Below are 26,503 nucleotides of genomic sequence, written 5' to 3'. Positions count from 1 at the left end.
CTGTAAAAGCTGATGAAATCAGCGTAGTGGAGCCCACTCAACCACTGCGTCTTGCTCGACAATCCAAAAACAATTAAGAGGCTAGAACTTTTGTCCCAGCCTCTTCCATGACGAGTAGACACGTCTTCCCAAGTCGAGACTCTAGTCTACTCATCCTTATTTTTTCGTAGTTCCACGTTTCGTAATATCATGTGACAATACTACTTCACGTTCTTCCAATTCTTCTTTGTGCATAATCTTGGTCAACATCCGCATACTAATGGCTCCAAGATCATAGAGTGGTTGGCCAATTGTGGATAGATTTGGACGAGTGTAACGCGTTACTTGTGTATCATCACTCGTGATAATTTCGAAGTCTTCAGGCACCTTGACACCTTGATCAGACAAGCCATTCAAAAGTCCAGCTGCCAACTCATCTCCCGTCACAAAAGCAGCAGTTGCTTTTGAGGCAATGACACGTTCTGCCAAATGGTAGCCTTCCTCATAGCGGTATTTGGATTCAAATACCAGACCTTCGCTATAGCTCAATTTTTTAGCTTTTAGAGCTTCTTTATAACCTGATAAACGGATCTTACCATTGATATCATCTACCAATGGACCACTTACAAAGGCAATTTTCTTGTTGTGCTTTGCAAGTTGCGTCACAGCATCAATTGTCGCTTGCTTGTAATCAATATTGACACTTGGCAATTGGTGCTCCATATCCACTGTTCCAGCAAGCACAACTGGCGTACGAGAGCGTGAAAATTCAGAACGAATCTTTTCAGTCAAATGATAGCCCATGAAAACGACCCCATCCACTTGTTTGGAAAAGAGGTTATTGACAACCGAAACTTCCTTGTCATCGTCTTCATCGCTATTTGCAAGGACGATGTTATACTTGTACATTTCCGCGATGTCGTCAATTCCTTTTGCAAGTGTAGAGAAATAGCTGTTGGTGATATTTGGAATCACAACTCCAACTGTCGTTGTCTTCTTACTAGCCAGTCCACGAGCAACTGCATTTGGACGGTAATCCAAGCGTTCAATCACTTCTAAAACTTTTTTACGTGTATTTTCTTTTACGTTTTTATTTCCATTCACAACCCGGCTAACGGTTGCCATTGAAACCCCTGCCTCACGGGCGACATCATAAATCGTTACTGTATCGTCTGTATTCATAAGATTTCCTTTCATTTTTGAAAACTTCGTTTTCACTCTCTCATTAATCCTATTTTATCACTTATTGTAAACACTTTCAAGCATTTTGACAAGTTTTTGTAAACTCTTGCTTTTTTGAGGAAAATTTGACAAAATAGATCCATAGAAAGAAGGTAGCATTATGTCTAAATTAGATCAAATCGTCGATTTTCTTGAAACTGAAAAAACAGATGTCGCTGTCATTTCCGACCCTGTCACGATCAATTACCTGACTGGATTTTACAGTGACCCTCATGAACGCCAACTCTTCTTGTTTGTCTACACAGACCACGAACCACTTCTTTTTGTTCCTGCCCTGGAAGTAGAGCGTGCAACAGCTGTCGTTGACTTCCAAGTTCTTGGCTATGTCGATTCTGAAAACCCATGGGAAAAGATCAAAGGAGCCATTGCAAAACCAGATGCCAAAACAGTTGCCCTTGAGTTTGATAACTTGATCCTTACCAAATACCATGGGTTGCAAACCGTCTTTGAAAAAGCCCAATTCACTAACCTGACCCCACGAATCAACCGTATGCGCTTGATCAAATCAGCAGATGAAATCCAAAAAATGTTGGTCGCTGGTCAATATGCAGACAAGGCGGTTCATCTTGGTTTTGACGCCATTTCTCTTGATAAAACCGAAACAGATATCGTCGCTGAAATTGACTTTGGCATTAAACGCCTCGGCCAAGAAATGAGTTTTGAGACCATGGTATTGACAGGAAACAATGCTGCAAATCCTCATGGAATTCCTGGAAGTAACAAGCTCGAAAACGATGCGCTTCTCCTCTTTGACCTTGGTTGTATGGTCAATGGCTACGCCTCTGATATGACGCGTACAGTGGCTGTTGGGAAACCAGATGACTTCAAAAAAGAAATCTACCACCTGACTCTCGAAGCGCAACAAGCAGCTATCTCTATGATCAAACCAGGCGTGACAGCTCATGAAGTGGACCGAGCTGCTCGAAGCGTCATTGAAAAAGCCGGATATGGAGAATACTTCAATCACCGTCTTGGACATGGTATCGGAATGGATGTACATGAATTCCCTTCTATTATGGAAGGAAACGATCTTGTCCTTGAAGAAGGAATGTGTTTCTCTGTCGAACCAGGGATCTATATTCCAGGAAAAGTCGGTGTCCGTATCGAAGACTGTGGCCACGTTACCAAAGACGGATTTGGACTCTTCACCGAAACTAGCAAAGACTTACTCTACTTCGACTAAACACTTTGCCAGTCATATACTAGAAACTCAGAACAGGCTCGTTCTGAGTTTTTTTATTTCCTTTTCATGTTAGAAAACCTAACATAAACACTTGACTTTTTTTCTCTTAGCGATTATAATAGAAAAAATCAATTGACGAAAAGGAGAACCTTATGCCACTTGTAGAATTTAAACATGTCGAAAAATATTATGGAGACTACCACGCCCTTCGCGACATCAATCTAACATTTGAAAAAGGGCAGGTTGTTGTTTTACTTGGACCTTCAGGATCTGGTAAGTCAACCCTTATCCGGACCATCAATGGACTAGAGGCTATCGACAAAGGCAGTCTTGTGGTCGATGGACACCAAGTTGCTGGCGCCAGTCAAAAGGATTTGGTTCCCTTGCGTAAAAAGGTCGGGATGGTCTTCCAACATTTTAACCTTTATCCTCACAAAACAGTGTTAGAAAACGTAACACTTGCCCCAGTGAAAGTTCTTGGAATTGATAAGAAAGAAGCCAAAGAAACGGCTCAAAAATACTTAGAATTTGTAAATATGTGGGACAAGAAAGACTCTTATCCCAGTATGCTTTCGGGTGGTCAAAAGCAACGGATTGCCATTGCACGCGGTTTGGCCATGCATCCTGAACTCTTGCTCTTTGATGAACCCACTTCTGCTTTAGACCCTGAAACCATCGGAGATGTGCTAACTGTTATGCAAAAATTGGCCCAAGAAGGGATGAATATGATTGTCGTCACTCATGAAATGGGCTTTGCCAGAGAAGTTGCTGACCGTATTATCTTTATGGCAGAAGGCCAAGTCTTGGTCGATACCACAGATGTTGCTGGGTTCTTCGATCATCCTACAGAGTCTCGTGCCAAACAATTCCTTAGTAAAATTATCAACCACGAAAGTGATACTGTTCATTAAGGAAGGAAACAATGAAACGACATAAAAAAGCATGGCTATTAGCCCTCATTCTATTTTGTAGCCTGGCATTTTCAAAGATGGCCTTGGCTCAAACAACCGTTAAGGATATCCAAAAACGAGGCGAACTCATTGTTGGGGTCAAGCAAGATGTTCCCAACTTTGGTTACAAAGATCCTAAGACCGGACGTTACACCGGTCTTGAAGTTGACATTGCAAAATTAATTGCCAAAGAGTTACATGTCAAGGTCACCTACGTTCCTGTCACTGCGCAAACACGTGGTCCACTTTTGGACAATGAGCAGGTAGATATGGACATTGCGACTTTCACCATCACAGATGAACGAAAAAAAATCTACAACTTTACAGACCCATACTATGTAGATGCTTCCGGATTTTTGGTGAACCGTTCAGCCAATATTTCAACCATTGAGGATCTCGATGGGAAAACCATTGGGGTGGCTCAAGGATCGATTACCGAATTATTGCTCAAGTCGATTGCAAAAGAAAAGGGATTGTCCTTCAAATTTGTCGAATTGGGATCTTACCCTGAGTTGATTACCTCTCTTCATGCCCATCGTATCGATGCCTTTTCGGTCGATCGCTCCATCCTATCCGGCTATACCAGCAAACGAACTACACTGCTGAATGATAGCTTCAAGCGGGCTGAATACGGGATTGTGACCAACAAAAAGAATACCGAACTAAACACCTATGTCAATCAGTTGATTCAAAAATGGCAAAAAGATGGAACCCTTCAAAAACTCTATGACCGCTACGGTCTGAAGCCTTCCACAACGACAGAATAGAAAGGAGCCCTCAACATGAATCTCTCATCTTGGTCCGCTTATTTCAAAGATTTTCCTCAATTTTTGAATGGCTTTCTATTTACCATTGCTCTTTCTATCGGAGCTTTTATCCTTGCCATGATACTTGGGATCTTCTTTGGAGCCTTATCAACCAGTAAGAAGAAGGTCTACCGCTTGATTGCTCGAATTTTCGTTGAGTTTTATCAAAATACACCCCTTCTCGTTCAATTCATGATTATTTTTTATGGTTTCCCCTTGATTACAAACTATGTGGTCATGATTCCGATCTATTGGACAGGGGTCTTATGCGTCGGTCTCTATCATGGGGCTTATATCGCTGAAGTTTTTCGATCTGGTATTCAAGCGATTCCCAATGGTCAAATGGAAGCTGCCTTGTCCCAAGGATTTACCTACCTTGAAACCATGCGCTTGATTATTCTTCCACAAGCCTTCCGCATTATCCTCCCCCCACTCACCAATCAAATCGTAAATCTCATTAAAAACACGTCCACTGTGGCAATTATTTCAGGGGTAGATTTGATGTTTGTGACGAAATCTTGGTCTGCCTTGAACGCAAACTATATCCCATCCTTTTTAGGAGCAGCCCTTCTCTACTTCCTACTTTGCTACCCTGTCGCTCAGTTTGGCCGCAAAATGGAAGAAGCCAATAAAAAAGCCTACACAATGTAAGGAGGATTTTCATGGACGATATCTTAACAGTTTTAACTCCCACAAACCTTCTCTTTCTATTGCAAGGCTTCGAGTTAACCCTATTTATTTCACTCATTTCGATTGTCTTATCGATGATTTTTGGGACTATTTTAGCAATTATGCGCAACGGGAAAAATCGCTTTTTCAAACTTATTGCTAGCATTTACATTGAGTTTGTTCGAAACGTTCCCAATCTCTTGTGGATTTTCACCATTTTTCTTGTCTTTCAAATAAAATCGATTCCTGCAGGGATCATCGCCTTTACCCTTTTTACTTCTGCAGCTCTCGCGGAAATTATTCGTGGTGGTCTCAATGCAGTTCACCACAATCAGGTCGAAGCAGGGATGTCTCAAGGCTTTACTTCCTTCCAAATTCTGTATTATATTATCTTGCCACAAGCTATTCGTAAGATGCTTCCAGCGATCATTTCTCAGTTTGTGACCGTCATTAAAGATACTAGTTTGCTCTATTCGGTCATTGCCTTACAAGAATTATTTGGAAGTAGCCAAATTCTGATGGGACGCTATTTTGAACCCTCTCAGGTCTTTACCCTTTATCTATTAATCGCTGCGGTTTATTTTCTCTTCAACTTCGCACTCTCCAGTTTCTCTCACCATTTAGCTAAAAAATGGGAAAATGCGACAGACTGATAGAAAACGATTGCTCTTGCAGCGTGCCCATATCTAAAAACAAGAAGAGGCTGGGACAAAAGTCCTAGCCTCTTCTTGTTTTTAGATTGTCGAGCAAGAAGCAGTGGTTGAGTGGGCGCTACTACGCTGATTTCATCAGCTTTTACAGCCCTACTCAACTGTGCGGAGGTGGGACAACGAAATCGAATTCTAACGAATGACCAATTTCTGTCCCACTCTCTATTTTTTTAAGATACTGATACCTGGTCTATTTTTTTCTGGGTCGTGATGACAACTTCTTTCAGGCTGGTCCGAGCCATTTCTTTTTCCATGGCGATTTGAATAGCTGCGAGCTTGCCGTCTAAGATGTCGTGGATGTTGTGACCAATCGGACAGTCTGGATTGGGATGGTCATGAAAGCCGAATAACTGACCTGTCGTTCCTAAACATTCTACAGCCCGATAGATATCCAATAAGCTAATCTCGTCGACTGTTTTTGCTAGGGCTGCTCCACCTGTCCCACGCGCTACATGAATCAAGCCTGCCTTCTTTAGCTGAGACAAGGTTTTCCGAATAATCACAGGGTTCACCCCAACGCTTTCTGCTAAAAAATCGCTGGTTACTTTGGTTTTATCCCCTCGAAGGGCAATCATGATCATGACATGGGTCCCGATGGTAAACCGACTCGAAATTTGCATCCTTCATTCCTCTCAATCTAGTCAGCAAAGCATTTTCTTTCTCTTCATTATACTCTTTTTAGATGTAATGTCAATAGTTACACTATGAAAAGAAGGTCTGTAACCAAGCATCGATTTCGAGATCATGACCTTCTCTGTGTTCGATCTCATGAAGAAGCTCATGGTTGTGCGTATGGTGAATGCCATTGACCAAACTTTCATAATAAACTTGGTAGTATGGCAGATGCAAGTCTTTGGCGAGTTGGAGTTCCCTAGCGACGTCATAATCTACCCGTCTAAAATCAACATCCTTAAGCCCTACTTCATCCAATTCAAGAATAGCGTACATAGCCCGAAGATCCTTGCGCAAGTTCTTTTCTAAGAAGAAAGGTTGGCCAATCGAGCCAGGATTGAGGATGAGTTCTCCACCTGAACCATAGCGGAAAAACTGCTGGTGAATGTGGCCATAGACTGCGATATCACAGGCAGGATTGGTCACCAAACGGTCGAAATCTTTCTGCTCTCCAATATGGATCAGTTCACGCCCCCAATTCTTATCCGGCAAATGGTGGGTAATCCCGATTTTCAAGCCACTCATTTCTCGGTGGACCTGCATAGGCATCTCCTGCATGGCTTCGATTTCTTGGGGATTGATTTCTTCGAGAATATATTGACACTGGCGCATGAGGTAGCGATGGCTCGATCTCTTAGGGTCTAGCATTCCCTTCATGGCCCGCCACATACTATCTTCCCAGTTACCGAGGACTTTAACCGTAATCGGTAGTTCCTCCAGCAAGTCCAACAGCGCACGTCTACCTGTACCAGGCATTAAGGTATCTCCTAAAAGCCAGTATTCGTCCACCTTGGCTCTTTGGCTATCCGCAAGGACTGCCTCCAAAGCAGTCATATTCCCATGGATATCCGAAAGTAAAGCAATTTTCGTCATAATCTACTCCTTTCTTCCATTATAACAGAGCCTCAAAAATCTTTCAGCCTGAAGCAACGATTTATAGGAAGTTCTTTTCTTTCTATTTCTTTGAGTTTCAAAGGATTTTTCACTAAAAAGGGCAAGAAAACTTCTAATTCTAATGGAAAATTATAAATTTTATGCTATAATTAAAGTGAAATTAAATTATTTCTTAAGTGAAATTAAATTATTTCTTAGAAAGAAGGCTCATTATGAGTTCACAACATATTGAAAGGAAATCTCTTCAAGAAATCAATCAATCCATCAAGGTGCCAAAAGGAATCTCTTTTTGGAAAACCCTTCTTCTCTTTTCAGGACCAGGTGGTCTGGTGGCCGTTGGCTATATGGACCCTGGTAACTGGATTACCAGTGTGGTCGGCGGTGCCCAATATCGCTACCTTCTCTTATCGATCGTTCTCCTCTCTTCTTTGATTGCCATGCAATTGCAACAAATGGCTGGAAAATTAGGGATTGTTCATCGTAAGGATCTAGCTCAAACAACCGCTCATCACCTCTCTAAATGGCTTCGCTATACCTTATGGGTCGTTATTGAATTAGCCCTTATGGCTACAGACTTAGCCGAAGTTATCGGATCTGGGATCGCTCTCCACCTCCTTTTTGGATGGCCCTTGCTCTTTTCCATTCTGATCACCATTTTTGACGTCTTCCTCTTATTGGGATTGATGCACCTTGGTTTTCGGAAAATTGAAGCCATCGTTTTGACTCTGATCTTAACGATTCTAGTCATCTTTGCCTATCTGGTCTTTCTATCGAAACCAGATATCGGTGGGATCTTTTCCGGCTATCTACCTCAAAAAGAAGTACTAGGGATCGGGCTTCCAAAAGGAAATGAAGCCTTGACCTTGGCTCTTGGGATTATCGGAGCTACTGTCATGCCCCACAATCTCTACCTTCACTCATCCATCTCTCAAACCCGTCGAGTGGACTACAAGGACCAGGCTGATATCAAGCGTGCCGTACGCTTTATGACCTGGGACTCCAATATTGAGTTGGGCTTGGCCTTTGTCGTCAATTCTCTACTCCTCATCCTTGGGGCTGCTCTCTTCTTTGGACATGGTGATAAGATCGATGCCTTCTCCAGCATGTACAATGCTCTCAAGGACAACCAAATCGCAGGGGCAATTGCCAGTCCATTCTTGTCGACCCTCTTTGCCATAGCCTTGTTGGCTAGTGGTCAAAACTCGACCATTACGGGAACGTTGACCGGTCAAATCGTTATGGAAGGCTTCTTGAAATTCCGTATACCGCAGTGGATGAGACGGCTTATAACCCGGATTTTTGCTGTTATTCCTGTGATTATTGTAGCTATTTTATTTGGAGATCAAGAGCATGTCTTGGATGACCTCTTGGTCTATTCCCAAGTCTTCCTATCGCTTGCCCTACCCTTCTCCATCTTTCCTCTGGTATACTTTACCTCTAATAAAGAAATCATGGGAGAACATGTCAACGCCAAATGGAATACCTTATTAGGCTATCTGGTCGCCATCGTCTTAACGGTCTTAAATTTCAATTTGATCTACACCACCTTTATCAAATAAAATAAGGCGGAGTGGAACAGTCAGCAAAGCGCTGCTGTCCCACTCCTTTTTTCTTGCCTTCTATTGTGTTCCTAAAAATTTCCTGACCATTTTTTGAGGAGGGAATTATTTTAAATAAAAAAGAATTTCCAAATTTGTCCAAAATTCTGTAAACACTTGTCCTTTCTAACCTTGTAAAATTTTTATACAGTTTTCCTTATTTGTACAAAAAAGGGTTTTGTTGTTCATTTCCTCTAACTAGCGTATAATGTACTAGTTGGTAAGATGAAATGATTTCATCTTCAAATAAATAGAATGAAACTGATTCATAAAAAAATAGAAAGGAATTTATGGCACGACAAAGACAAACAACTACCAAGCTAGACTTACGAAATGCACTCTCTAAATTGTTGTTAGAGCAACCTTTTGATACGATTACCATTCGCCAATTGACGGAAACAGCTGGGATAAACCGAGGAACCTTCTACCTGCATTATGTCGATAAAAACGACATGTTTAATCAAATGAAATTGGAAATGATGCAGGAATTGGACAGTCTCTTTATTGAAGGCAGCCCCGTCAAGGTCAATTTCCTTAATGTTTTGGCAGCGATAAAAGAGAATTATGATTTTATCTATGCCCTTTCACAATCTAGCTGTCCAGATTTCCGTAAACTTGTCAGAAGTTTTACCCTTCATGCCTTGGAAGATACTCCTCATGCTAAGGAGCATATCATCGCTGATTTTCAAGTTCCATATAAATATGGTCTTGAGATCTTCATTGCGACCATCGAATCCGTCATTGTGACTTGGCTGGAATCTGGAGCCAAGGAAGACCCGATTGAGATTGCAACCATTATTCTCAGTATCTCAGACTTTGCAAGCTGGAACTAAACAGTTCATTTCAAAAAAGCTGGCTCAATTGTCCTACAGACAAAAGAACCAGCTTTTTCTTATTTGATTAGGGTTTTCTTGCTAACATAGTCGCAAAGCGTAGTTGAATCCGATTTCCATTTTCATCTCGACGATGGAGGTGGCCAGGATTTTCATTGTATTTGACCAATTCCCAATCCTTGTAATAGTCTGCCAATTCGCCTTCTTTAAAGGTAAACGAGAAGGGCATCTGACAAGGATAATCTTCTGTATCCATGGCACAGACAATGAGGTTATAGCCACCTGGAGTGGTGTGCTCTTGCATATTGCGGATGATGGCTGGAATCCGATCGGCTTCTAGAAACATGAATACGACTGTGGACACAATCAAGTCATAGTCTTGAGTGAGTGCAGCAGCATTGATATCATAAAGCCCGACTGGCATCTCTAAATCTTCTTCGGCAACAATACTTTGGAGTATCTCTAAGGCCAGCTCATTTTGATCCACGGCTGTCACATCAAAACCATGTTGGGCTAAAAAGAGGGCATTACGTCCTTGACCACATCCAAGATCCAAGGCCTTTCCGGCTGGAACGATTCCTACCGCTTCTAACACTTCTGAATGAACAGGATTGGTCTTGTATTTTTTTGGAAAATAATCTTTGGGTTCACAGTAAAATTCCAAGTACCACTCCACATCATCTGTCACAGCTTCGACCCGATGCCAGGCCTGGGGCTCTGCCATGGGATTCTCTGCACCTGCTTCAAAGATGTGGCTCGCGATTTCTTCCCCATCTTCTGTCAATTCAATAAATCTTAACTGACCTTTTAGAACCGTAATCTTCCCCCAGGTTCCTACCTTGGTATTGTGCTTTCTTTGAAGAGCTTCTGGCATGGTATCCTTGGTCCAGATAGGCATGCGCTTGTATGCGATCAATTTTTGTGTCATGTGGCTTCTCCTTATTCTTTCAGTACTCTTATCATACAAGAAAAAGCCCCTTTTTACAAGTTAGAAAAAAGGCCCCTCTCCGAGAAAAAGGCAATTCTGAAACAAGTTTCAGAATTGCCTTTTTAGTTTAACGTGTATTGTATTGTTTCATGACCCGTGCGACATCCCGGTTTTGTTCCCGACGTTTGATGGATTCACGCTTGTCATAATCATGTTTCCCTTTAGCGAGTCCCAAAAGCAATTTGGCATAGCCATCCTTGAGATAGACCTTTAAAGGTACCAGGGTCATCCCAGTTCCTTTTGTTTCTTGGTCCAGCTTTTGGATTTGCTTTTTATGAAGAAGAAGCTTGCGACGACGGTCTGGATCTTGGTTCCAGATATTGCCTTCCTCATAAGGGGCAATATGGACGTTGCTGAGCCAAACTTCGCCATTTTTTACTTGTGCAAAACCGTCTTTTAGGTTGATCCGTGCAGCACGGACACTTTTGATTTCGGTCCCTGTTAGCACCATTCCTGTTTCAATGGTTTCTACAATTGTATAGTCATGTCTCGCCTTTTTATTTTGCGCGACGACCTTTCCTTCGCCCTTTGCCATGGTTGGCTCCTTTCTTTGCTACTTCCTTGTAAAATGGTTTCTTTCCTTTTTTCTTTTTGGAGGATTCTTTTCCTTTTGCATCTCTTTTAACGGTCGAACCCTTAGAAACTTTTTTGTCTTTGCGTCTGCGATCCCGGCGATTGCCATCTCGGTCACGGCCTTTAGACTTGAGGCCTTTTTCGACGACATCCAACTCACTTGGAATGTAGGAGAAGTCGATCTCTCCTGTCATCTTGTCAGCTCTTTCCACCTTGATCCGGATTTGCTGACCAACACGGAAAGTCACTCCCGATTTTTCCCCACGAAGGGTGAGATCTCGTTCGTTAAAATGGTAGAATTCAGGAAGATTGGTAATATGGATCAAACCTTCGACCGTATTGGGTAGCTCCACAAAGAGGCCAAATTTCACAACGCTCGAAACCACGGCATCGTACTCTTCCCCAACATAGTCTTCCATGTATTCGGCTTTTTTCATAGCTTCGACTTCACGCTCGGCATCAATAGCCCGGCGCTCCCTACTAGAGGATTGACTGGCAATGTCTGGAAGGACTTGTTCAAAGTGTTCTGCCACTTCTTGGGATTTACTGTATTCGCGCACCATTCGATGAACCATCAGGTCCGGATACCGGCGAATGGGACTAGTAAAATGGGTATAATATTCCGCAGCAAGCCCATAGTGGCCATGGTTGTGCTCTGAGTAACGGGCCTGTTGCATCGAGCGCAACAACATCATCGAAAGGACATCTGCATAGGGTTCTCCTTCAACCTTGCGCATAATTTCTTGCAGGGCTTCTTGGCTCATCTCACTAGCCGTTCCGTAGATTTGGATCCCAAAGCTGGAAGCATAATCGATAAACTTCTGTACTTTTTCAGCTTTTGGATCTTCGTGGATCCGGTAGATGAAGGGCAATTTCAGTCGCGTAAAGTGCTCCGCCACGGTCTCATTGGCAATCAGCATAAAGGACTCAATCATCCGCTCCGCAATTCCTCTTTGACGGAGGACAATGTCGACCGGCTTTCCTTCTTTATTGACTAAGATTTTAGCCTCATTGGTATCAAAATTGAGGGCTCCACGGCGAATCCGCATGCTTTCTAGAATACCGTGCAAGGTGGCCATTTGATGAATACTTGGAACAATTTTCTTAAACGCTTGAGCCTTTTCTTCGTCTCCCTCTAAGATATCATTGACGTCGCTATAGGTCATTCGGAAGGTCGTATTGATCACTGTTTGGGTAATGGTATGCTTGACGACCTTGCCATGAGGATCAATCTCCATAATGGCAGACTGGGTCAGGCGGTCCACATTGGGATTCAAAGAACAGATCCCATTGGACAAGCGTTCTGGAAGCATAGGGACTACCCGGTCAGTCACATAGACAGAGGTTGCACGATTTAAAGCTTCCTTGTCGAGTGCTGAGCCTTCTGTAACATAATAAGAGACATCTGCGATGTGAACCCCCAGCTCAAAATTGCCATTCTTCAGTAGCTTGATATGGACAGCATCATCCAAGTCTTTGGCATCTGCCCCATCGATCGTAAAGGTAATCTCCTCTCGCAGATCCAACCGTCCTTCTAGATCCTTTTCAGACGGTGCATCTGGAACCTGCTCAGCCTCTTTCAGCACTTCTTCTGGAAATTCTGAGACGATATCCATGGATTCCAAGACTTCTAAGACATCGATCCCCGGATCTGTCACGTGACCGACCACATCCCGTACTGTCGCTACAAAATAATTGTGCTTGCGGTTCGGATATTGGTCAATTTCGACCTTAAGGATTTCAGTTCCTTCCAATTGAAGCGCCGGTTTCTTCACATAGATCAGCTGGCTGATCTTTTGATTTTTGGACCGAATGTAGCCGGCATATTTAGGTTTTTCCTCATCTAGAACAATTTGCCCGACCACCGTTTTGATGCTATGCTCCAAGACATCGATAATCTTGGCTTCTGCTGCAGCTCCCTTGTTTCGGTCTGCAACCTTGGTAATGACAAACTCAACGGTATCCCCATCAATGGCATAGGAGACATCATTTCGACCGACAAAGAGGTCGTCTTCTTCGCCTTCTAAACTGACAAAACCAAAGCCATTTTTATGGGCATGAAAGATTCCCTTGAGTGTGATGGTTGCTGCCTTCTTTTTGGACAGACTCAGCGAACCATCGTCCTCAAACTTCAACTCATGGCGGCGTTCCATCAAAGAAATGGTCTTCACCAACTCACGGAAGTCCTTGGAGCTTTCTTTTTGTAGAGCCACTGCTAGGTCATTGATCTGGACCTTGCCGTGCTCTTGTAAATAGTCTATAATCTTTGTTTTCATTTTGGTTCTTGCTGGCTAGCCAGCCTCCTCTTTCTAACGTTTCTGATCTCGTACTTTACTGATTAAAGGGAACTTTTGCAAAATAAAAATAGGCAAAGAACTTGTCTGAGCCTATATTATTTACTAGAAAGTGCCATCAAGATCATCGCGATCAACAGCCAGAAGAAAATCATGACTCCTGTCAAACGCTGCATCACGGCTTCAAAGCCACGTGCTTTTGAACGTTCAAACAAGTCATTTGAGCTGGCGTCAAAGACGTTGCTCGATTGGTTTTTAGTTGGCTGCATAAAAATTGCGATAATAATCAATACTGATAATACTAGTAAAATAGTTGTTAATACTCCGCTCATATTCAAAACTCCTTAAAATCCTTACTATTATACCATGAAATTCATTTCGATTCAATATGTAAGGTTACTTTTCTTTCCTTAGGACAGTATTTCAGAACCTCAATCTTTTCGGGATGGGTTTTGGTATTTTTACTAGTTAAATAATTCTGACTGCCACAGCTGGTGCAAGTCAATTGAACTTTAATTCGCACGAATTTCTCTCACTTTCAAATACTTTCTAAATAAGAACAAGAGGAACAATAAGTCTGTAAAGGCCAGGAGCGCCGTTCCATAGAAGACCCAATGGTAACCAAAATGCATGAAAATTCCAGATCCCATCATAGGTCCTAATACGCCTCCTAGATAGTAAAAGAGTTGGTTGTAGCTAAAGATCCGTGAGATGCCCTCTGGAGGAGTTAAGCGATTTAACAAAGCGGAAACGCCTGGCAATAAGGCTCCGGTTCCAATCCCAAAGAGAAAGCGTAAAATCCCCAATTGTAGTGGATTTTGTGCTTGGGCGCACAGCATATAAAGACAACCACTATAAAAAAGAGCAATCAATAAAAGCCTGTGATTTCCTATGCGATCTCCTAATTTCCCCATCCAACCTGCAAAGAGCATGCTAGAGACTCCCATGGCTGAAACGATCATCCCCGACACGAAAATGAGATTGTTTTTTTGCCCTAAAGCCCTCACATAGAGTGGCAGGACTGGTGAGATAGATTGGGCGATCATTTGAATCGTCATGCTGGTTAAAAAGAGGCCCAAGAGGATATCTTTTTGCTGAATAGATTTTACCAATTCCCAGCTGGATTTTTGTTCTTCTTTTGGAAGGGGCTCGTAGTCTTCCTCGATCCCCCAGAAGGTCAAAAGGGAAACCAGAAATAAGAAGAGTCCTACTAAAAGAAAGACATTACGCATTCCCAAATTCTCCGCAATGAAGCCCCCGATCAAGGGTCCCATCAGGGTACCCGCCACGACACCGGTCGATAAGGTCCCTAGTGCATAGCCCGATTGGTCCTTGGGGACTTGGCTTGCGATCAAGGCTGTACTATTAGGAACAAAGCCTGAAAAGACACCATTGAGTAAGCGCAAAACCAAAAGCCAAAAGACCGACGGCACAAAGGCGATCCCGCCCATGGTCAGGGTCATGGCAATAGAAGCTCTAAGCATCATGGGTTTGCGACCAAAGCGGTCAGCCAGGCTTCCCCAGATAGGAGACATGATCGCAGAGGTGACAGAAGAACTCGCAACAGCAATCCCTGCATAAAAAGGAACAGCCTTCCCCGTAACGCCCAGCTCTTCCACAAAAAGGGCCATAAACGGTACAACTAAGGAAAGGCTAGCTCCGATGAAAAAACAACCAATCCAAGCGATCCATAAATTTTTACGCCAATTGACTTCTCTTGTGATAAAATCATCTTCTTTCTAATTGTTGTAGAGCTACATCTAACTGAGTATAGAGAACAGCTAGATCTCCATTGTTGTCTAGAACCAGATCTGCATGGGCTCTTTTTTCGTCTAACGGCATTTGAGCTGCAATGCGCTCTTGAGCCTGTTTTTCTGATAAGTGGTTGCGTTCCATCAGGCGTTTGATCTGGATTTCTTTCGATACTGTAACCAACCACACGGCCTCAAACCACTCTTCATAATGCTGCTCGATTAAGAGCGGAATGTCCATAAAAAAGAGGCCGGATTGAGCTGCTTGCCTGTCTCTTGCCTCTGCCAGAGCCTCACGAATCAGCTGGCCTTGGACGCGATTGGACCAGTCTCGTTCACTAGGATCTGAAAAAATCCGTTGGCCGAGAGCGACGCGATCCAGTTCTCCATTTTCTGTGAGAATCTCCTTCCCAAAATGGTCTACTAGGACACGGTAAAGGGCTCCTCCTGGTGCTTGTAAGTCATGAACTACTCGATCAGCATCGATGACCATATAACCTTTATCTCTTAGATAGGAGGTGACAGTGGACTTTCCTGAAGCAATCCCTCCTGTTAATCCGATGATTCTCGCCATCTAGTTCTCCTTTTGGCAGTGGGGGCAAAAATGGGTCCCGCGTCCCCCCAGCTGGATTTTCTCAATCGGTGTCCCACAGCGAAGACAAGGCTGACCTGTCTTGCCATAGACTTGATGCTCTTCCTGCATGGTGCCATCCTCTCCAAAAGCATTGCTGTAGGAGCGAATGGTGGATCCTCCCTTTTCGACGGCCTGAGCTAGCACAGCAATCGTTTCTTTGCGAATGGCTTTGACTTCTCTAGCCGTCAAACTTTGACCTAAACGGGCCGGATGAACCTTGGCTCGATAGAGGACCTCATCCACGTAAATATTGCCCAACCCAGCCACCATTTTTTGGTCTAAAAGAGCTGATTTAATAGGTTTCTTGGACTGTTTAAGGGCTGCTTGGAAGGCTGGTTCTTTAAAATCCTCTTCCGTAGGTTCTGGGCCAAGTTTTTTATTCAAAAAATAGCTGTCTAGAAGCTCAGGTGCTAGGACTTCCATGGTCCCAAACTTGCGGACATCTTCATAGACCAGGGTGCTGCCATCTGTAAAATGAAAGAAGACATGGGCGTGTTTGCGAAGAGGGACTTCCTCTGGATAAAAGAAATACTTGCCTTCCATCCGCAAATGCGAGATGAGGGCCAGATCCGTCAGATAAAACAAAAGGTATTTGCCCCGTCGTCCCATGGCGCGAACCGCTTGCCCCGGTAGATCATGAAGGAAGGCATCTAGATCTGTATGGATCATCTTTGGATACTTTACTTCCACTGACTGGATAGTTTTTCCAAGAATTAATTTCTCAAGACCTCGTCGAACGGTCTCTACTTCTGGTAATTCCGGCATAGGGCTCCTTTCAAAAACAAGAAGCAGGCCCCTGCCCACCTCTTCTCAATATTCTTTTTCGTTGTATCCGAAATCAGCAAGGTCTAATTTCTTATCCCGCCAATTTTTCTTGACCTTGACCCAGGTTTCAAGAAAGACCTTGTCCCCTAGCATCAGCTCGATATCCTTCCGCGCAAGGGTTCCGATTTTCTTAAGCATGGAACCTTGCTTTCCAATGACAATTCCTTTTTGGCTATCCCGCTCGACCATAATGGTCGCACGGATATGAACCTTGTCCGTTTCTTCGTCTCGCTTCATGGAATCAATCACGACCGCTACCGAATGCGGAATTTCTTCGCGGGTCAATTGAAGCACCTTTTCACGAATCATCTCAGAAACCAAGAAACGCTCTGGGTGATCGGTGATTTGGTCTTCTGGGAAATATTGGAAGCCTTCTTCCAAATTTTCACTTAAGATATCCACTAATCGCGAGACATTATTGCCTTGAAGGGCTGAAATCGGCACAATTTCCTTGAAATCCATTTGATTTCTAAAATCATCAATTTGTGCTAAGAGTTGATCTGGATGGACTTTGTCGATCTTATTGACCACAAGAATGACAGGTACTTTAGCCTCTTTTAAGCGCTCCATAATCATGTTATCGCCTTTGCCACGCGCTTCATCCGCTGGCACCATAAAGAGGACCGTATCGACTTCTCGAAGAGTGCTGTAGGCTGATTCCACCATGAAGTCCCCGAGAGCTGTCTTGGGTTTGTGAATCCCCGGAGTATCGATAAAGACGATTTGCTCTTTATCGGTAGTGTAGATCCCCATAATCTTGTTGCGCGTTGTCTGCGCCTTATCACTCATGATGGCAATCTTTTGACCCATGACGTGGTTCAAAAATGTTGACTTCCCGACATTGGGACGTCCTAAAATGGCTACAAAGCCTGATTTAAATGTCATATTATCCTTTCACGAGGGCATGCTCCCTCTTATCCAAATACCAAGGCCCAGAATTTGGGCACAAAAATGATCAATCCTGTCACCAAGGCAAAACCTGATACGACCAGAACAGCCCCAGCCGCCATGTCTTTGGCATTCTTTGCTAGCATTGAAAAATGATAGTCACTGGCCAGATCCACCACATTTTCAATAGCCGAATTCACAATCTCAAAAGCAATGACCAAGGTGATGCTGAGCAATAAAAAGAGCCATTCTGTTGCAGAAATCCGAAAAAGCAAACCCGCAAGAAGGGCTCCTAATGAAGAAAGAGCATGCTTGCGCATATTGCGCTCCTCTTTAATGGCAGTAAAAATCCCTGTAATTGCGAACTCCAAACTAGAAGTGAAGTCCCGGTTTTTCCATTTTCGTTTATTGTCGTGTGAGTCCATAGGCTGTCAAAATCTCTTCCTGTAAGCCAAACATTTCCTTTTCTTCCTCCGGCGTATAGTGATCATAGCCATTGATGTGAAGAAAACCATGTACTGCCAAAAATCCCATTTCGCGCTCAAAGCTATGGCCATATTCTTCCGCCTGCTCCCGCGCCTTGTCAATTGAAATAAAGAGCTCACCGATATAGGTATCAAATTCTGCCATCATCTCTGCCAATTCTGGATTTTCTGCAAGGTCTTCCTCATCAAAAGAAATCTCCATCTCTGGCTTGTATTCTAAACTGATGACATCTGTCGGACGATCCGTATCACGGTATTCAAGATTGAGTTCATGGCTACGTTCGTTGGTCACAAACGTTACCGCCATCTCCTTGTCTTCTTTCCCAATCTTTTGGGCCGCAAATTCCAAAATTTCTCGTGTTTGTTTTAAGATTTCGTCAGAGACTTGGCCCGTCTCATCGACCATTTCAATATACATCTGGATCACCTCACTATTATCACTTTATTATATCACAAAAACCAGCCTATAGACTAGATACAGGCTGGTTTTCAAACTTTTTCTTTGCACGATCATCTTACACTACCGTTTGCTGGATGGCATTCATCTGGGCATAGATTCCACCTTGTGCGATCAAATCCTCATGTCGACCACGCTCTACAATGCGTCCTTCAGATAAGACTAAGATCTGATCTGCATCTTGAATGGTCGATAAGCGATGGGCAATGATAAAGGTCGTCCGTCCTTTTTGCAGGACTGCCATGGCCTTCTGGATGACTTCTTCCGTCTCTGTATCGATGTGAGAGGTCGCCTCATCTAAAATTAGGATGTTCGGATTCATATAGAGCGTCCGCGCAAAGGAAATCAACTGTCGCTCGCCACTTGAAAAAGCGGATCCCTTTTCTACGACTGGATGGTCGATGCCCTTTTCAAGGCGCTCTACAAAGGGCCATGCTCCGACTTTTTTCAGCGCCTCTTTGACCGCATCCCGATCAATGTGATCCTGGCTCATAGCCACATTACTCGCAATGGTTCCTGTAAATAGATAAGGATCTTGCAAGACAATTCCCATGTGGCTTCGTAGGCTCTCACGAGAGACTTGGCGAATATCTTGCCCATCGATCAATATTGCTCCTTCTTGAGGATCGTAGAAACGATAGAGCAGGTTCATAATCGAAGACTTACCCGATCCAGTATGGCCCACAAGGGCGATGGTTTCCCCAGGGCTAGCCTGAAAGGCAATATCCCGCAGAACTGGCTTGCCTTCTTCATAGGCAAATTGAACGTCGTCAAACACGACTTGGGCCTTTTCTATCTTCAGTTCCGATACACCATCGGCCTCTAAGGGTTGATCTAAGAAGGCAAGGACACGACTCCCCGTCTCTAGTGATCGCCGAATATTGGGAAATTGACGACTAAGGGCAGCCATTAGTTCAAAGAGGTTCATGACATAGTTGATATTAATAAACAAGAAACCAGCCGTCACACCAATATTCCCTTTTAAGTAAGACATGCCAGCGATGGTCAAAATACCTGCAATGACCAAATACTTGAGCAATTCCGTCAAGGTCCAAGAAGCGATTGAATCAGCTAAAAGGATCCGGTCATTAGCCCCTAGCATCTTCTGTGTAGTGGCTTCAAACTCCTCGATAACATGGGGCTCTTGCCCGTAGAGTTGGATCATGCTGGCACCATGCAAGAGTTCATTGACCTGGGTATTGACCTCGCTTCGCGCATCAAAGAAATCCTTCATCGGCTGGTCCGTCATGACCTTGTAGAGATACTGGATCCCGTAGAAAATCGGAAAGACCAAACACAAGAGAAGGCCCATCATAGGGCTCAGGTAAAAGAGAATCCCTAGAACAAAGAGAAAACGTACTAAAAAGATAATCAACACCATACAGGAGTTATAAAACTGGGTCCGCAAGGTTTCCGTATCATTGACAATTCTTGTCGCGATCTTTCCAGCCGGCTTATCATCAAAATAAGAGATCGGTAGACCTTGCATGACTTGAAAGGCTTGGTCTCTTAGGTTAGCCGTCACTTGATTGCTTCCATGTAGCAAGATCCGATTCCCTAGGTAGCTAATCAGCTGCCCAATGCTTAAGACCAAGAGATAAAAACCTCCCATCTGGAGTAGCTGACCTTGCTCTCCACCATGGGTCAGTGCGGTCAAAGGCCCATCAATCATCTTTTGAAGAATGAATGGAGACAACTCAGAAAAGATGGTCGCTAATAAGAGACAAATAAAGCCAACAAGAAAGACTGTAGGAAAAAGCGTGATCCTAGATAATAATCGTTTCAATACTTTCATCTTATTCTCCTTCCTGTTTTTGTTGCCGTTGGTATTGTTCGTAGTACCAACCCTCTTGAGCCAGCAGATCACTAGCTCTGCCTTCTTCGACAATCTGTCCTTGATCCAAGACAATGATCCAATCCGCCTGATGAACCGCAGACAAGCGATGAGAAACAATGAGGGTCGTCTTGCCTTTTCGTTCTGTTTGAATGGTGTCAATAATGGCCTGTTCGGTCTTGGCATCTACCGCCGAAAGGGAATCATCTAACAGCAAGAGCTCTGCATCCCTTAAAAAGGCACGCGCCAGAGAGATCCGTTGTTTTTGACCTCCTGATACAGAGACCCCTTTCTCACCGATCATGGTGTCCATTCCCTGAGACATCCGCTCGAGATCATCCGCAAAAGCAGCTTGGGCTACAGCTTCCACTAAATCCTCTTCACTAGCACCATTTTTACCCAGAGCGATATTGTCACGAATGGATTTTGAGAATAAAATATGTTCTTGGGAAACGTAACCAATTTTGTCTTCAATGGAGCGCCGGTTGTAGGCTACAATCGGTTGCTGGTTGATCAAGAATTCCCCCTCACCAACTGGGTACTGCCGCAAGAATTGCCGTACCAGGGTAGTCTTTCCTGATCCAGTACGACCAACAATCCCTACTGTTTGACCTTTCTGAACGGTCCAATCAATACCTGACAGGCTCTTTCGCTCAGCACCAGGATAGCAGAAGGAATAATCCTTAAACTCTACCGAATCAATTTGTTCCAAGAAATGCGGACCATCTGGCTCTAAATCATCTGTTTCATCAATCACTTCTTTTAACTTCTTAAAGGACATTTGCCCTGTCTGATAGACCAAGATAAAATCTGATAGCATCCACATAGGCTCAACCAAGAAGACCAAATACAGTTGCAAGGCCAAGAGTTTTCCTAAGCTCAATTGCCCACTTGCTAATGACTGACCTCCAAATACTAAGAGTAAGACAGTCGAAAAACCAATAAACAAAAGGGCTAAGGGACCAAAAGAATATTGAATAGAGGCGATTCTATCTCCTGTTTTTGCAAGACTAGCTGTTTTTGTTTGGAACTGTTTGACCTGCTGGTCCCGTCTGCTATAGGCACGCATGACCCGAATCCCTTCGATAGACTCCAAGACCTCATCGTTTAACTGAGCGACCGCTTCCCGGTTTTGCTCAATGTAGTCCTCCTGCTTTTTACTCAAAAAATAGGTGGATACGAGAAGAAATATCATGGGGATAAAACAAATCAAGGTCAATTGCCAAGAAAGGAAAAACATGGCCAATATAATAAAGGTAAATAAACCGCCACCATAAAGGATGATCATCATTCCGTAACCAGCCATATCGGCCATGCCATCGACATCTGTCGTAAAGCGCGTCAAGAGATCTCCTGAACGGAATTTCTCAAAAAAGGGACGCCGCATAGCTACTAGTTTACGAAAAGCTTGTCCCTGAAGGATCGACTTAAAATGGATGGACGACTGAAAGAGGCGCAACTGCTAATAAAAAGCCGTCAGGTAATTGAGGATGGCTGATCCTACCAAGAGGACCATATCCCATACAAAGTTGGATTGCGTCAGCGTTTGCTGACTCAAATGATCCACTAAACGCTGGATAACTTGCGTCGGGATCAATAAGGTATAATCATAAAGAATCAGGACCACAGCAATGCTAATATAGCGCCACTTGCGCTCTCTGATATACTCCCAAATAGCTCTTATCATCTACTCTCCTTTTCAAAACGACACAGAAAAACCCAAGTAAGGAGCTGAGAGCAGTCTCAGTCCACACTTGGGCCTTCTGATGCCTATCACCAATTCAGTTAAGGCAGGCAAAAATGCACACAAAAAACCCAAGACAGACTCCTCCATCTTGGGTTTCATTCATTTTTTAAATGGAACTCAACTGAGATTGGAGAAGTTGTGTATTCAATTGTGTCATCAAAACATCTACTTTGTTCATGATGGTTTTCTCCTTTCTCTTTGTTGTTCTAACTTTACCACTTATTTCCGTGCTTGTCAACGTTTTTTTGAAAATTGTTGAAAAAGGCAAAACTATTACATCAAATCATGATGGGTTCTTCTTATATTCGACTTTAAATAATTCTTGTTTTGCTATCGTGATTATTTTTTTGATAAATTAAATATTTCTGAACTATTTGTGAGACTATATTTAATTTTCATTTCAAACCATTAGGTTCATTTTCTGATGACAGTTTAGAATTAACAAAAGAAAGCAATATTTTTATAAAAATACAGAACAAAACTTGGAATAATGCAATAATAGAAAAAATCACAGCTGAATGAAATTTCAAAATAGAAAAAACGAAAGTTCCAACTGGAGATAAGACCAAGGATAGTAATGAAACAGTACTAAAAACTCTACCTAAAAATTCTTCTGAGATCTCTGATTGAATTTTTGAAAATATTTGAACATCGAATATCATAATGAACAAAGAGCTAATTCCAAAAAGCAATATTATTAAATAAATATTATTAATAAAAGCAATTGGAACCAATGCAATTGAATACATAAGTAAAAAGTTACAACATTCAGACATTGTGAAATCATTCTTAAAAAACTTATTGATGTACGCTCCAAGTATTTTCCCAATAGTTTGAACCGCTAATATATATCCATACATATAGGAAACATTTAAAAATTTATTTATAAATGGCAAATAAAGTTCTATGCCCGCGACGAAAAAATTTAATACAGATACCAATATCAAAATAATAAAGAACTCTTTTCTTTGAAGGATATAACAAAATCCCTCAATAATACTTTTCATTATATCTGCTTTTTTAGCAGTTTTCTGATCTTTAATACCTTGTCTTTTAATAACAAATTTCGATTCTATAATCGCAGAGATGACAAAACTTAATGAATTTAGTAACATTGAAACTTTGAAACCAAATAGAGAAATAATCCAAATTCCAAAAAATGGAACTATTATATTAAAAATCTCTGCTATACTCCTACTGTATGAATTATATATGTATATCGAGTTTTTATCCAATAAGTCTCTAACTATTGCTTTGTATGCAGGATTATTAAAAGAATTTAGAATAGCTAATATGATATTGACTATTATTAACACTATTGTACTATTAGGAATATCTAGAAATAAAAAAGCAACAAATGTTGAAATAGCAGCAATGATATCCGTTAAAATAAGTATTTTTTTCCTATTTCCGAAATCTGCAATAAAACCTCCTATTAAATTAAAAAATATTTGTGCTATTACCTCTGTTGATTGATAAACTGACATAAAAAATACTGACGATTTTGGTAATGCAGCAATGAATATTTTATTTGCGTAGTCATATACTCTATTTCCAAAATTATTAGTTTGTCCCCTAGAAATAAGTAATATTATATTTTTTTTACTCATAACTCTACAATCTCCCTTCAAAATTTGATTAATAAAGATCTAGTGTACTTAAAAAATTTGATTACTTTTGAAAAAAAAACTTTTTCTACAACAAAGATATTTTTAATTTGGCTTATTTGATTTTATATTATTAAATACTAATTCTACATTAGACAGTATTAAACTATCGATTTGTAATTGGAATAAATTTATACAAATTTTCATATCCATTTTCCTTTTCTCTGTTAAGTATTGTATAATAAATAAAAACTATTTAGACTTTTGTTGTGAAAGTGGGAAAAATGAAATCTAAACTTGGTCAAACACTTAGAAAAATACGAAAGAGTAAACAAGTAAGCATCTGTGCTATCGCAGATAAACATCTCTCTAAATCACAGATTTCCAGATTCGAACGTGGGGAATCTGAAATATCTTGTATTCGACTTATCAATATTTTAGATAAATTACATATCTCATTGGATGAATTTCTTATTCTTCATGACACTGAATACACCCAAACGATATCATTTAGTAACTTAATGCAATATATCCGTAAAGAGTATTCCCTACAAAATGTTGAGAACATTAAAGCCTTACTCACTAATTCTACAATTTATCAACTCAATTCATTGGAACGAATTATGGTAAAATCAATCATCTACACATTGGATAATACGATTTCACCATCCGAGGCAGAATTAGAATCTTTGACTGATTATTTGTTTAAAGTTGAAACTTGGGGATACTACGAAATTATACTATTAGCAAATTGTATCCGAACCATTCAATATAATTCTGCTTTTTTATTAACAAAGGAAATGATTAAAAATTTTATTTACTCAACATCGAACAAGACTAATAAAAAACTTGTTACTCAACTGGCAATTAACTGCCTAATTGTAAGTATTGACAAAGGAAAATTTCAAAATTGTTCTTATCTAATTTATGAGATAAAAAAATTATTAAATAATGAGTTCAACTACTATGAACAAACTGTATTTCTATATGCTACGGGCTATTATGAATTTAAAATAAATAACAGAGGTGGGCTAGAAAAAATGCAACAAGCTATTGAAGTGTTTGAAATTTTGGGAGAAAATAGTATCAGGTCACAGTATCAGCAACATTACAATGAGCATGTGGAATAATAACTCTTATAAATTAAATGGTTCGCACAAAAATTCTGTACTCATATCTTAAAACAGGATGTATAATATAGGGCGTAGAAAAACTGTTCTGTTTTACAAATCTAATAAATTCTATCAAAATAAAAGAATTAATTTGTTAGAATTATTCAATCTTCTACTGAAACTTTCCGCCGTGAGAAAAGTGAGAGTGGGACAGAAATCGCTAATTCGTTAGAATTCGATTTCGTCGTCCCACCTCCGCACAGTTGAGTAGGGCTGTATAAGATGATGAAATCAGCGTAATAGAGCCCACTCAACCACTGCGTCTTGCTCAAAAATCCAAAGACAATTGAGAGGCTAGGACTTTTGTCCCAGCCTCACTCGGAATTATTGAGACCTTAGGCTCAATAATTAGTCATGGAACTTCGTAGAAGTTCGCTGACGTCCGTACTCACCTAAGGAAAGTTTTTAAGAAGACCTTTTCTTCAATCTGATAATATAGATTCCTTTGTCCAATAAATAACTGATCTTAATAAGTTTAATATCCATATGACTTTTATCACTTAAAAATAAGTCATAATCTTTTCAAGACTCACTTCGGGTAAATTAAATTGTGAATTGTATCATTGTACTGTTTCCAAAAAATTTGATAAATACGGTATGGGAATTGGTTCTGATATAGCAAATTTAAAACCTATTAACTAACCCTTAATTCGATAGCCTATAAAGACGTTTAAAGTAGCCATTAAGTTTTTTGAACATTTAAAGACAAGAAAAAGAAGCTTAGATCTTCTCTAAGCTTCTCTCTTCTACTATGCTAGTTGCCGGGATTGAACCGGCGACCTCATCCTTACCATGGATGCGCTCTACCGACTGAGCTAAACCAGCAGTACCTATCTACTATATCATGGAGATAGGCCTTTTGTCAATATCTTGACTCATTTTTCTGCCAAATATTCTTCCTTTGTGAGGATATAGTGGACTCTCGTCACCATTCGTCCCTCTTCATGCAGGTCTAGCATCGCATAAGCTTCTTCATGGGAAAATTGCATCCCTGATTTGGCCATCACTCGGCCAGAAGCTGGGTTGTCCTTGTCATGAACGGTAATGAGCTTGTTCATTCCTAACTGTTCAAAAGCTAGGGCAATGACTGCCTTGGTAGCTTCTGTCGCAAGACCTTGGTTCCAATAGTCTTTGTTGAGAACATAGCCGATACTCCCCTTTTTCAGACGAAGATCCAAGTCCAGTAAATCAATCGTCCCAATAAATTTTCCATTTTCTTTGAGCTCGATCCCCCATCTTCCAAGTGGACTGGCCAGGTAAAATAGGGCAATATTATTACGCGTCTCTTCAAGACTTTGATTGGTTGGAAAAGTATAGCGCGTAACAGCTTCATCAGAAGCATACTCAAACATAGCCGGTGCATCCTCAAGAGTGACCGGACGCAAGTGCAAACGCTCTGTCTCCACTTCACGATAAGCCGCTAACTTCACATATAAATTTTCCATTTGACACTCCTTCTTTAGGGATTAGTTTAGCAAATAACCTAAAGGAATGCAAGCTCAAATTTTTCCTGCTTTTTAACCAACTTTTCTATACAATAAAATCAATTAAAACAATCGGATAAGGAGTAAAAAGGTCATTGAGTCAAGAGAGAAATCTCACACCAATTGATGAATTGCTTTAATTTCAAACATTAAAAGAGGCTGGGACAAAAGTCCTAGCCTCTCAATTGTCTTTGGATTGTCGAGCAAGACGCAGTGGTTGAGTGGGCC

At 41.5% G+C, this 26,503-nt stretch carries 25 protein-coding genes, 1 tRNA gene and 1 pseudogene; 8 read left to right on the top strand and 19 right to left on the bottom strand.

The features are described from left to right. Positions 1 to 156 precede the first annotated feature (156 nt). The gene (gene ccpA / locus HA044_RS06745) at positions 157 to 1,161 is read right to left on the bottom strand and encodes a catabolite control protein A (RefSeq protein WP_187540425.1); all 1,005 of its coding nucleotides are present in this window, start codon (positions 1,159 to 1,161) and stop codon (positions 157 to 159) included. A gap of 160 nt (positions 1,162 to 1,321) precedes the next feature. Here ccpA and HA044_RS06740 point away from each other — a divergent pair, with 160 nt between their 5' ends. The 5 genes from HA044_RS06740 to HA044_RS06720 all read left to right on the top strand — a co-directional run bounded on the left by HA044_RS06740 (position 1,322) and on the right by HA044_RS06720 (position 5,482). Next, on the top strand, positions 1,322 to 2,404 hold the full coding sequence (locus HA044_RS06740) for a Xaa-Pro peptidase family protein (RefSeq protein ID WP_187540423.1): 1,083 nt from the start codon (positions 1,322 to 1,324) through the stop codon (positions 2,402 to 2,404). A gap of 152 nt (positions 2,405 to 2,556) precedes the next feature. Further along, positions 2,557 to 3,315: an amino acid ABC transporter ATP-binding protein gene (locus HA044_RS06735; RefSeq protein WP_187540421.1), complete on the top strand. Its 759-nt coding sequence runs from the start codon at positions 2,557 to 2,559 to the stop codon at positions 3,313 to 3,315. 11 nt (positions 3,316 to 3,326) lie between these two features. Next, a complete protein-coding gene (locus HA044_RS06730; RefSeq protein WP_187540419.1) occupies positions 3,327 to 4,121 on the top strand; it encodes a transporter substrate-binding domain-containing protein in 795 nt (264 codons plus the stop codon). Between the two features lie 15 nt (positions 4,122 to 4,136). Beyond that, positions 4,137 to 4,811, top strand: a complete 675-nt coding sequence (locus HA044_RS06725) for an amino acid ABC transporter permease (protein ID WP_187540417.1) — start codon at positions 4,137 to 4,139, stop codon at positions 4,809 to 4,811. 11 nt (positions 4,812 to 4,822) lie between these two features. Beyond that, positions 4,823 to 5,482, top strand: a complete 660-nt coding sequence (locus HA044_RS06720) for an amino acid ABC transporter permease (protein WP_187540415.1) — start codon at positions 4,823 to 4,825, stop codon at positions 5,480 to 5,482. A 227-nt stretch (positions 5,483 to 5,709) separates the two neighbouring features. On the opposite strand, the gene HA044_RS06715 is transcribed toward HA044_RS06720, so the two are convergent. Both HA044_RS06715 and HA044_RS06710 read right to left on the bottom strand, forming a co-directional pair. Next, positions 5,710 to 6,159 carry an Rrf2 family transcriptional regulator gene (locus HA044_RS06715; RefSeq protein ID WP_187540413.1) on the bottom strand — a complete coding sequence of 150 codons (450 nt, stop codon included), beginning with the start codon at positions 6,157 to 6,159 and terminating at the stop codon, positions 5,710 to 5,712. An 82-nt stretch (positions 6,160 to 6,241) separates the two neighbouring features. Beyond that, positions 6,242 to 7,084, bottom strand: coding sequence for a metallophosphoesterase (locus HA044_RS06710; protein WP_187540411.1), 843 nt, complete (start codon positions 7,082 to 7,084; stop codon positions 6,242 to 6,244). Positions 7,085 to 7,317: 233 nt separating this feature from the next. On the opposite strand from HA044_RS06710, the gene HA044_RS06705 reads away from it, so the two are divergent. Both HA044_RS06705 and HA044_RS06700 read left to right on the top strand, forming a co-directional pair. Continuing rightward, the gene (locus tag HA044_RS06705) at positions 7,318 to 8,664 is read left to right on the top strand and encodes an Nramp family divalent metal transporter (RefSeq protein ID WP_187540409.1); all 1,347 of its coding nucleotides are present in this window, start codon (positions 7,318 to 7,320) and stop codon (positions 8,662 to 8,664) included. Between the two features lie 329 nt (positions 8,665 to 8,993). Then, entirely contained in the window at positions 8,994 to 9,536 is a 543-nt protein-coding gene (locus HA044_RS06700) for a TetR/AcrR family transcriptional regulator (protein ID WP_187540407.1), read from the top strand. A 67-nt stretch (positions 9,537 to 9,603) separates the two neighbouring features. Here HA044_RS06700 and tehB read toward each other — a convergent pair whose 3' ends face one another. The 14 genes and pseudogenes from tehB to HA044_RS06630 form a co-directional block, all read right to left on the bottom strand. Beyond that, entirely contained in the window at positions 9,604 to 10,464 is an 861-nt protein-coding gene (tehB, locus tag HA044_RS06695; protein WP_187540405.1) for an SAM-dependent methyltransferase TehB, read from the bottom strand. A 127-nt stretch (positions 10,465 to 10,591) separates the two neighbouring features. After that, positions 10,592 to 11,059: an SsrA-binding protein SmpB gene (smpB, locus tag HA044_RS06690; protein WP_187540403.1), complete on the bottom strand. Its 468-nt coding sequence runs from the start codon at positions 11,057 to 11,059 to the stop codon at positions 10,592 to 10,594. Further along, positions 11,022 to 13,373: a ribonuclease R gene (gene rnr / locus HA044_RS06685; protein WP_187540401.1), complete on the bottom strand. Its 2,352-nt coding sequence runs from the start codon at positions 13,371 to 13,373 to the stop codon at positions 11,022 to 11,024. Before rnr ends, smpB begins: the two co-directional genes overlap by 38 nt. 116 nt (positions 13,374 to 13,489) lie before the next feature. Beyond that, a complete protein-coding gene (secG, locus tag HA044_RS06680; protein WP_187540399.1) occupies positions 13,490 to 13,723 on the bottom strand; it encodes a preprotein translocase subunit SecG in 234 nt (77 codons plus the stop codon). A 41-nt stretch (positions 13,724 to 13,764) separates the two neighbouring features. Further along, the gene (gene rpmG, locus HA044_RS06675; protein ID WP_003005699.1) at positions 13,765 to 13,914 is read right to left on the bottom strand and encodes a 50S ribosomal protein L33; all 150 of its coding nucleotides are present in this window, start codon (positions 13,912 to 13,914) and stop codon (positions 13,765 to 13,767) included. Next, positions 13,904 to 15,022 (bottom strand): multidrug efflux MFS transporter, encoded by a 1,119-nt coding sequence (locus HA044_RS06670; protein ID WP_222935346.1) that lies wholly within the window; start codon positions 15,020 to 15,022, stop codon positions 13,904 to 13,906. Before HA044_RS06670 ends, rpmG begins: the two co-directional genes overlap by 11 nt. 97 nt (positions 15,023 to 15,119) lie before the next feature. After that, complete coding sequence (gene coaE / locus HA044_RS06665; protein WP_187540398.1) at positions 15,120 to 15,716, bottom strand: dephospho-CoA kinase; 597 nt, start codon at positions 15,714 to 15,716, stop codon at positions 15,120 to 15,122. After that, positions 15,717 to 16,541, bottom strand: a complete 825-nt coding sequence (mutM, locus tag HA044_RS06660; RefSeq protein WP_187540396.1) for a DNA-formamidopyrimidine glycosylase — start codon at positions 16,539 to 16,541, stop codon at positions 15,717 to 15,719. It abuts the gene before it with no gap. Positions 16,542 to 16,586: 45 nt separating this feature from the next. After that, positions 16,587 to 17,486: a GTPase Era gene (era, locus tag HA044_RS06655; RefSeq protein WP_187540394.1), complete on the bottom strand. Its 900-nt coding sequence runs from the start codon at positions 17,484 to 17,486 to the stop codon at positions 16,587 to 16,589. A gap of 29 nt (positions 17,487 to 17,515) precedes the next feature. Further along, a complete protein-coding gene (locus HA044_RS06650; protein ID WP_187540392.1) occupies positions 17,516 to 17,914 on the bottom strand; it encodes a diacylglycerol kinase family protein in 399 nt (132 codons plus the stop codon). Further along, positions 17,895 to 18,392 carry an rRNA maturation RNase YbeY gene (gene ybeY / locus HA044_RS06645; protein WP_187540391.1) on the bottom strand — a complete coding sequence of 166 codons (498 nt, stop codon included), beginning with the start codon at positions 18,390 to 18,392 and terminating at the stop codon, positions 17,895 to 17,897. Before ybeY ends, HA044_RS06650 begins: the two co-directional genes overlap by 20 nt. Positions 18,393 to 18,489: 97 nt before the next feature. Next, the gene (gene tetB(46) / locus HA044_RS06640; RefSeq protein ID WP_187540388.1) at positions 18,490 to 20,226 is read right to left on the bottom strand and encodes a tetracycline efflux ABC transporter Tet(46) subunit B; all 1,737 of its coding nucleotides are present in this window, start codon (positions 20,224 to 20,226) and stop codon (positions 18,490 to 18,492) included. 1 nt (position 20,227) lies between these two features. After that, positions 20,228 to 21,952: pseudogene (gene tetA(46) / locus HA044_RS06635) on the bottom strand (tetracycline efflux ABC transporter Tet(46) subunit A). Positions 21,953 to 22,407: 455 nt separating this feature from the next. After that, entirely contained in the window at positions 22,408 to 23,622 is a 1,215-nt protein-coding gene (locus tag HA044_RS06630) for an MFS transporter (protein ID WP_187540386.1), read from the bottom strand. Positions 23,623 to 23,903: 281 nt separating this feature from the next. Between HA044_RS06630 and HA044_RS06625 the strand changes: the two genes are divergently transcribed. Then, entirely contained in the window at positions 23,904 to 24,749 is an 846-nt protein-coding gene (locus tag HA044_RS06625) for a helix-turn-helix domain-containing protein (protein WP_187540384.1), read from the top strand. A 794-nt stretch (positions 24,750 to 25,543) separates the two neighbouring features. Here the strand turns inward: HA044_RS06625 and HA044_RS06620 are convergent. Together HA044_RS06620 and HA044_RS06615 are read right to left on the bottom strand one after the other, a co-directional pair. Next, positions 25,544 to 25,616, bottom strand: a tRNA-Thr gene (locus HA044_RS06620). A gap of 50 nt (positions 25,617 to 25,666) precedes the next feature. Further along, positions 25,667 to 26,236 carry a GNAT family N-acetyltransferase gene (locus HA044_RS06615; protein ID WP_187540382.1) on the bottom strand — a complete coding sequence of 190 codons (570 nt, stop codon included), beginning with the start codon at positions 26,234 to 26,236 and terminating at the stop codon, positions 25,667 to 25,669. Positions 26,237 to 26,503: the final 267 nt, after the last annotated feature.

The organism is Streptococcus sp. IMAU 99161 (assembly GCF_014435245.1).
Classification (GTDB): domain Bacteria; phylum Bacillota; class Bacilli; order Lactobacillales; family Streptococcaceae; genus Streptococcus; species Streptococcus lactarius.
Note: the sequence above shows the minus strand (reverse complement) of the source record. Positions and strands in the feature narration are given on the sequence as shown.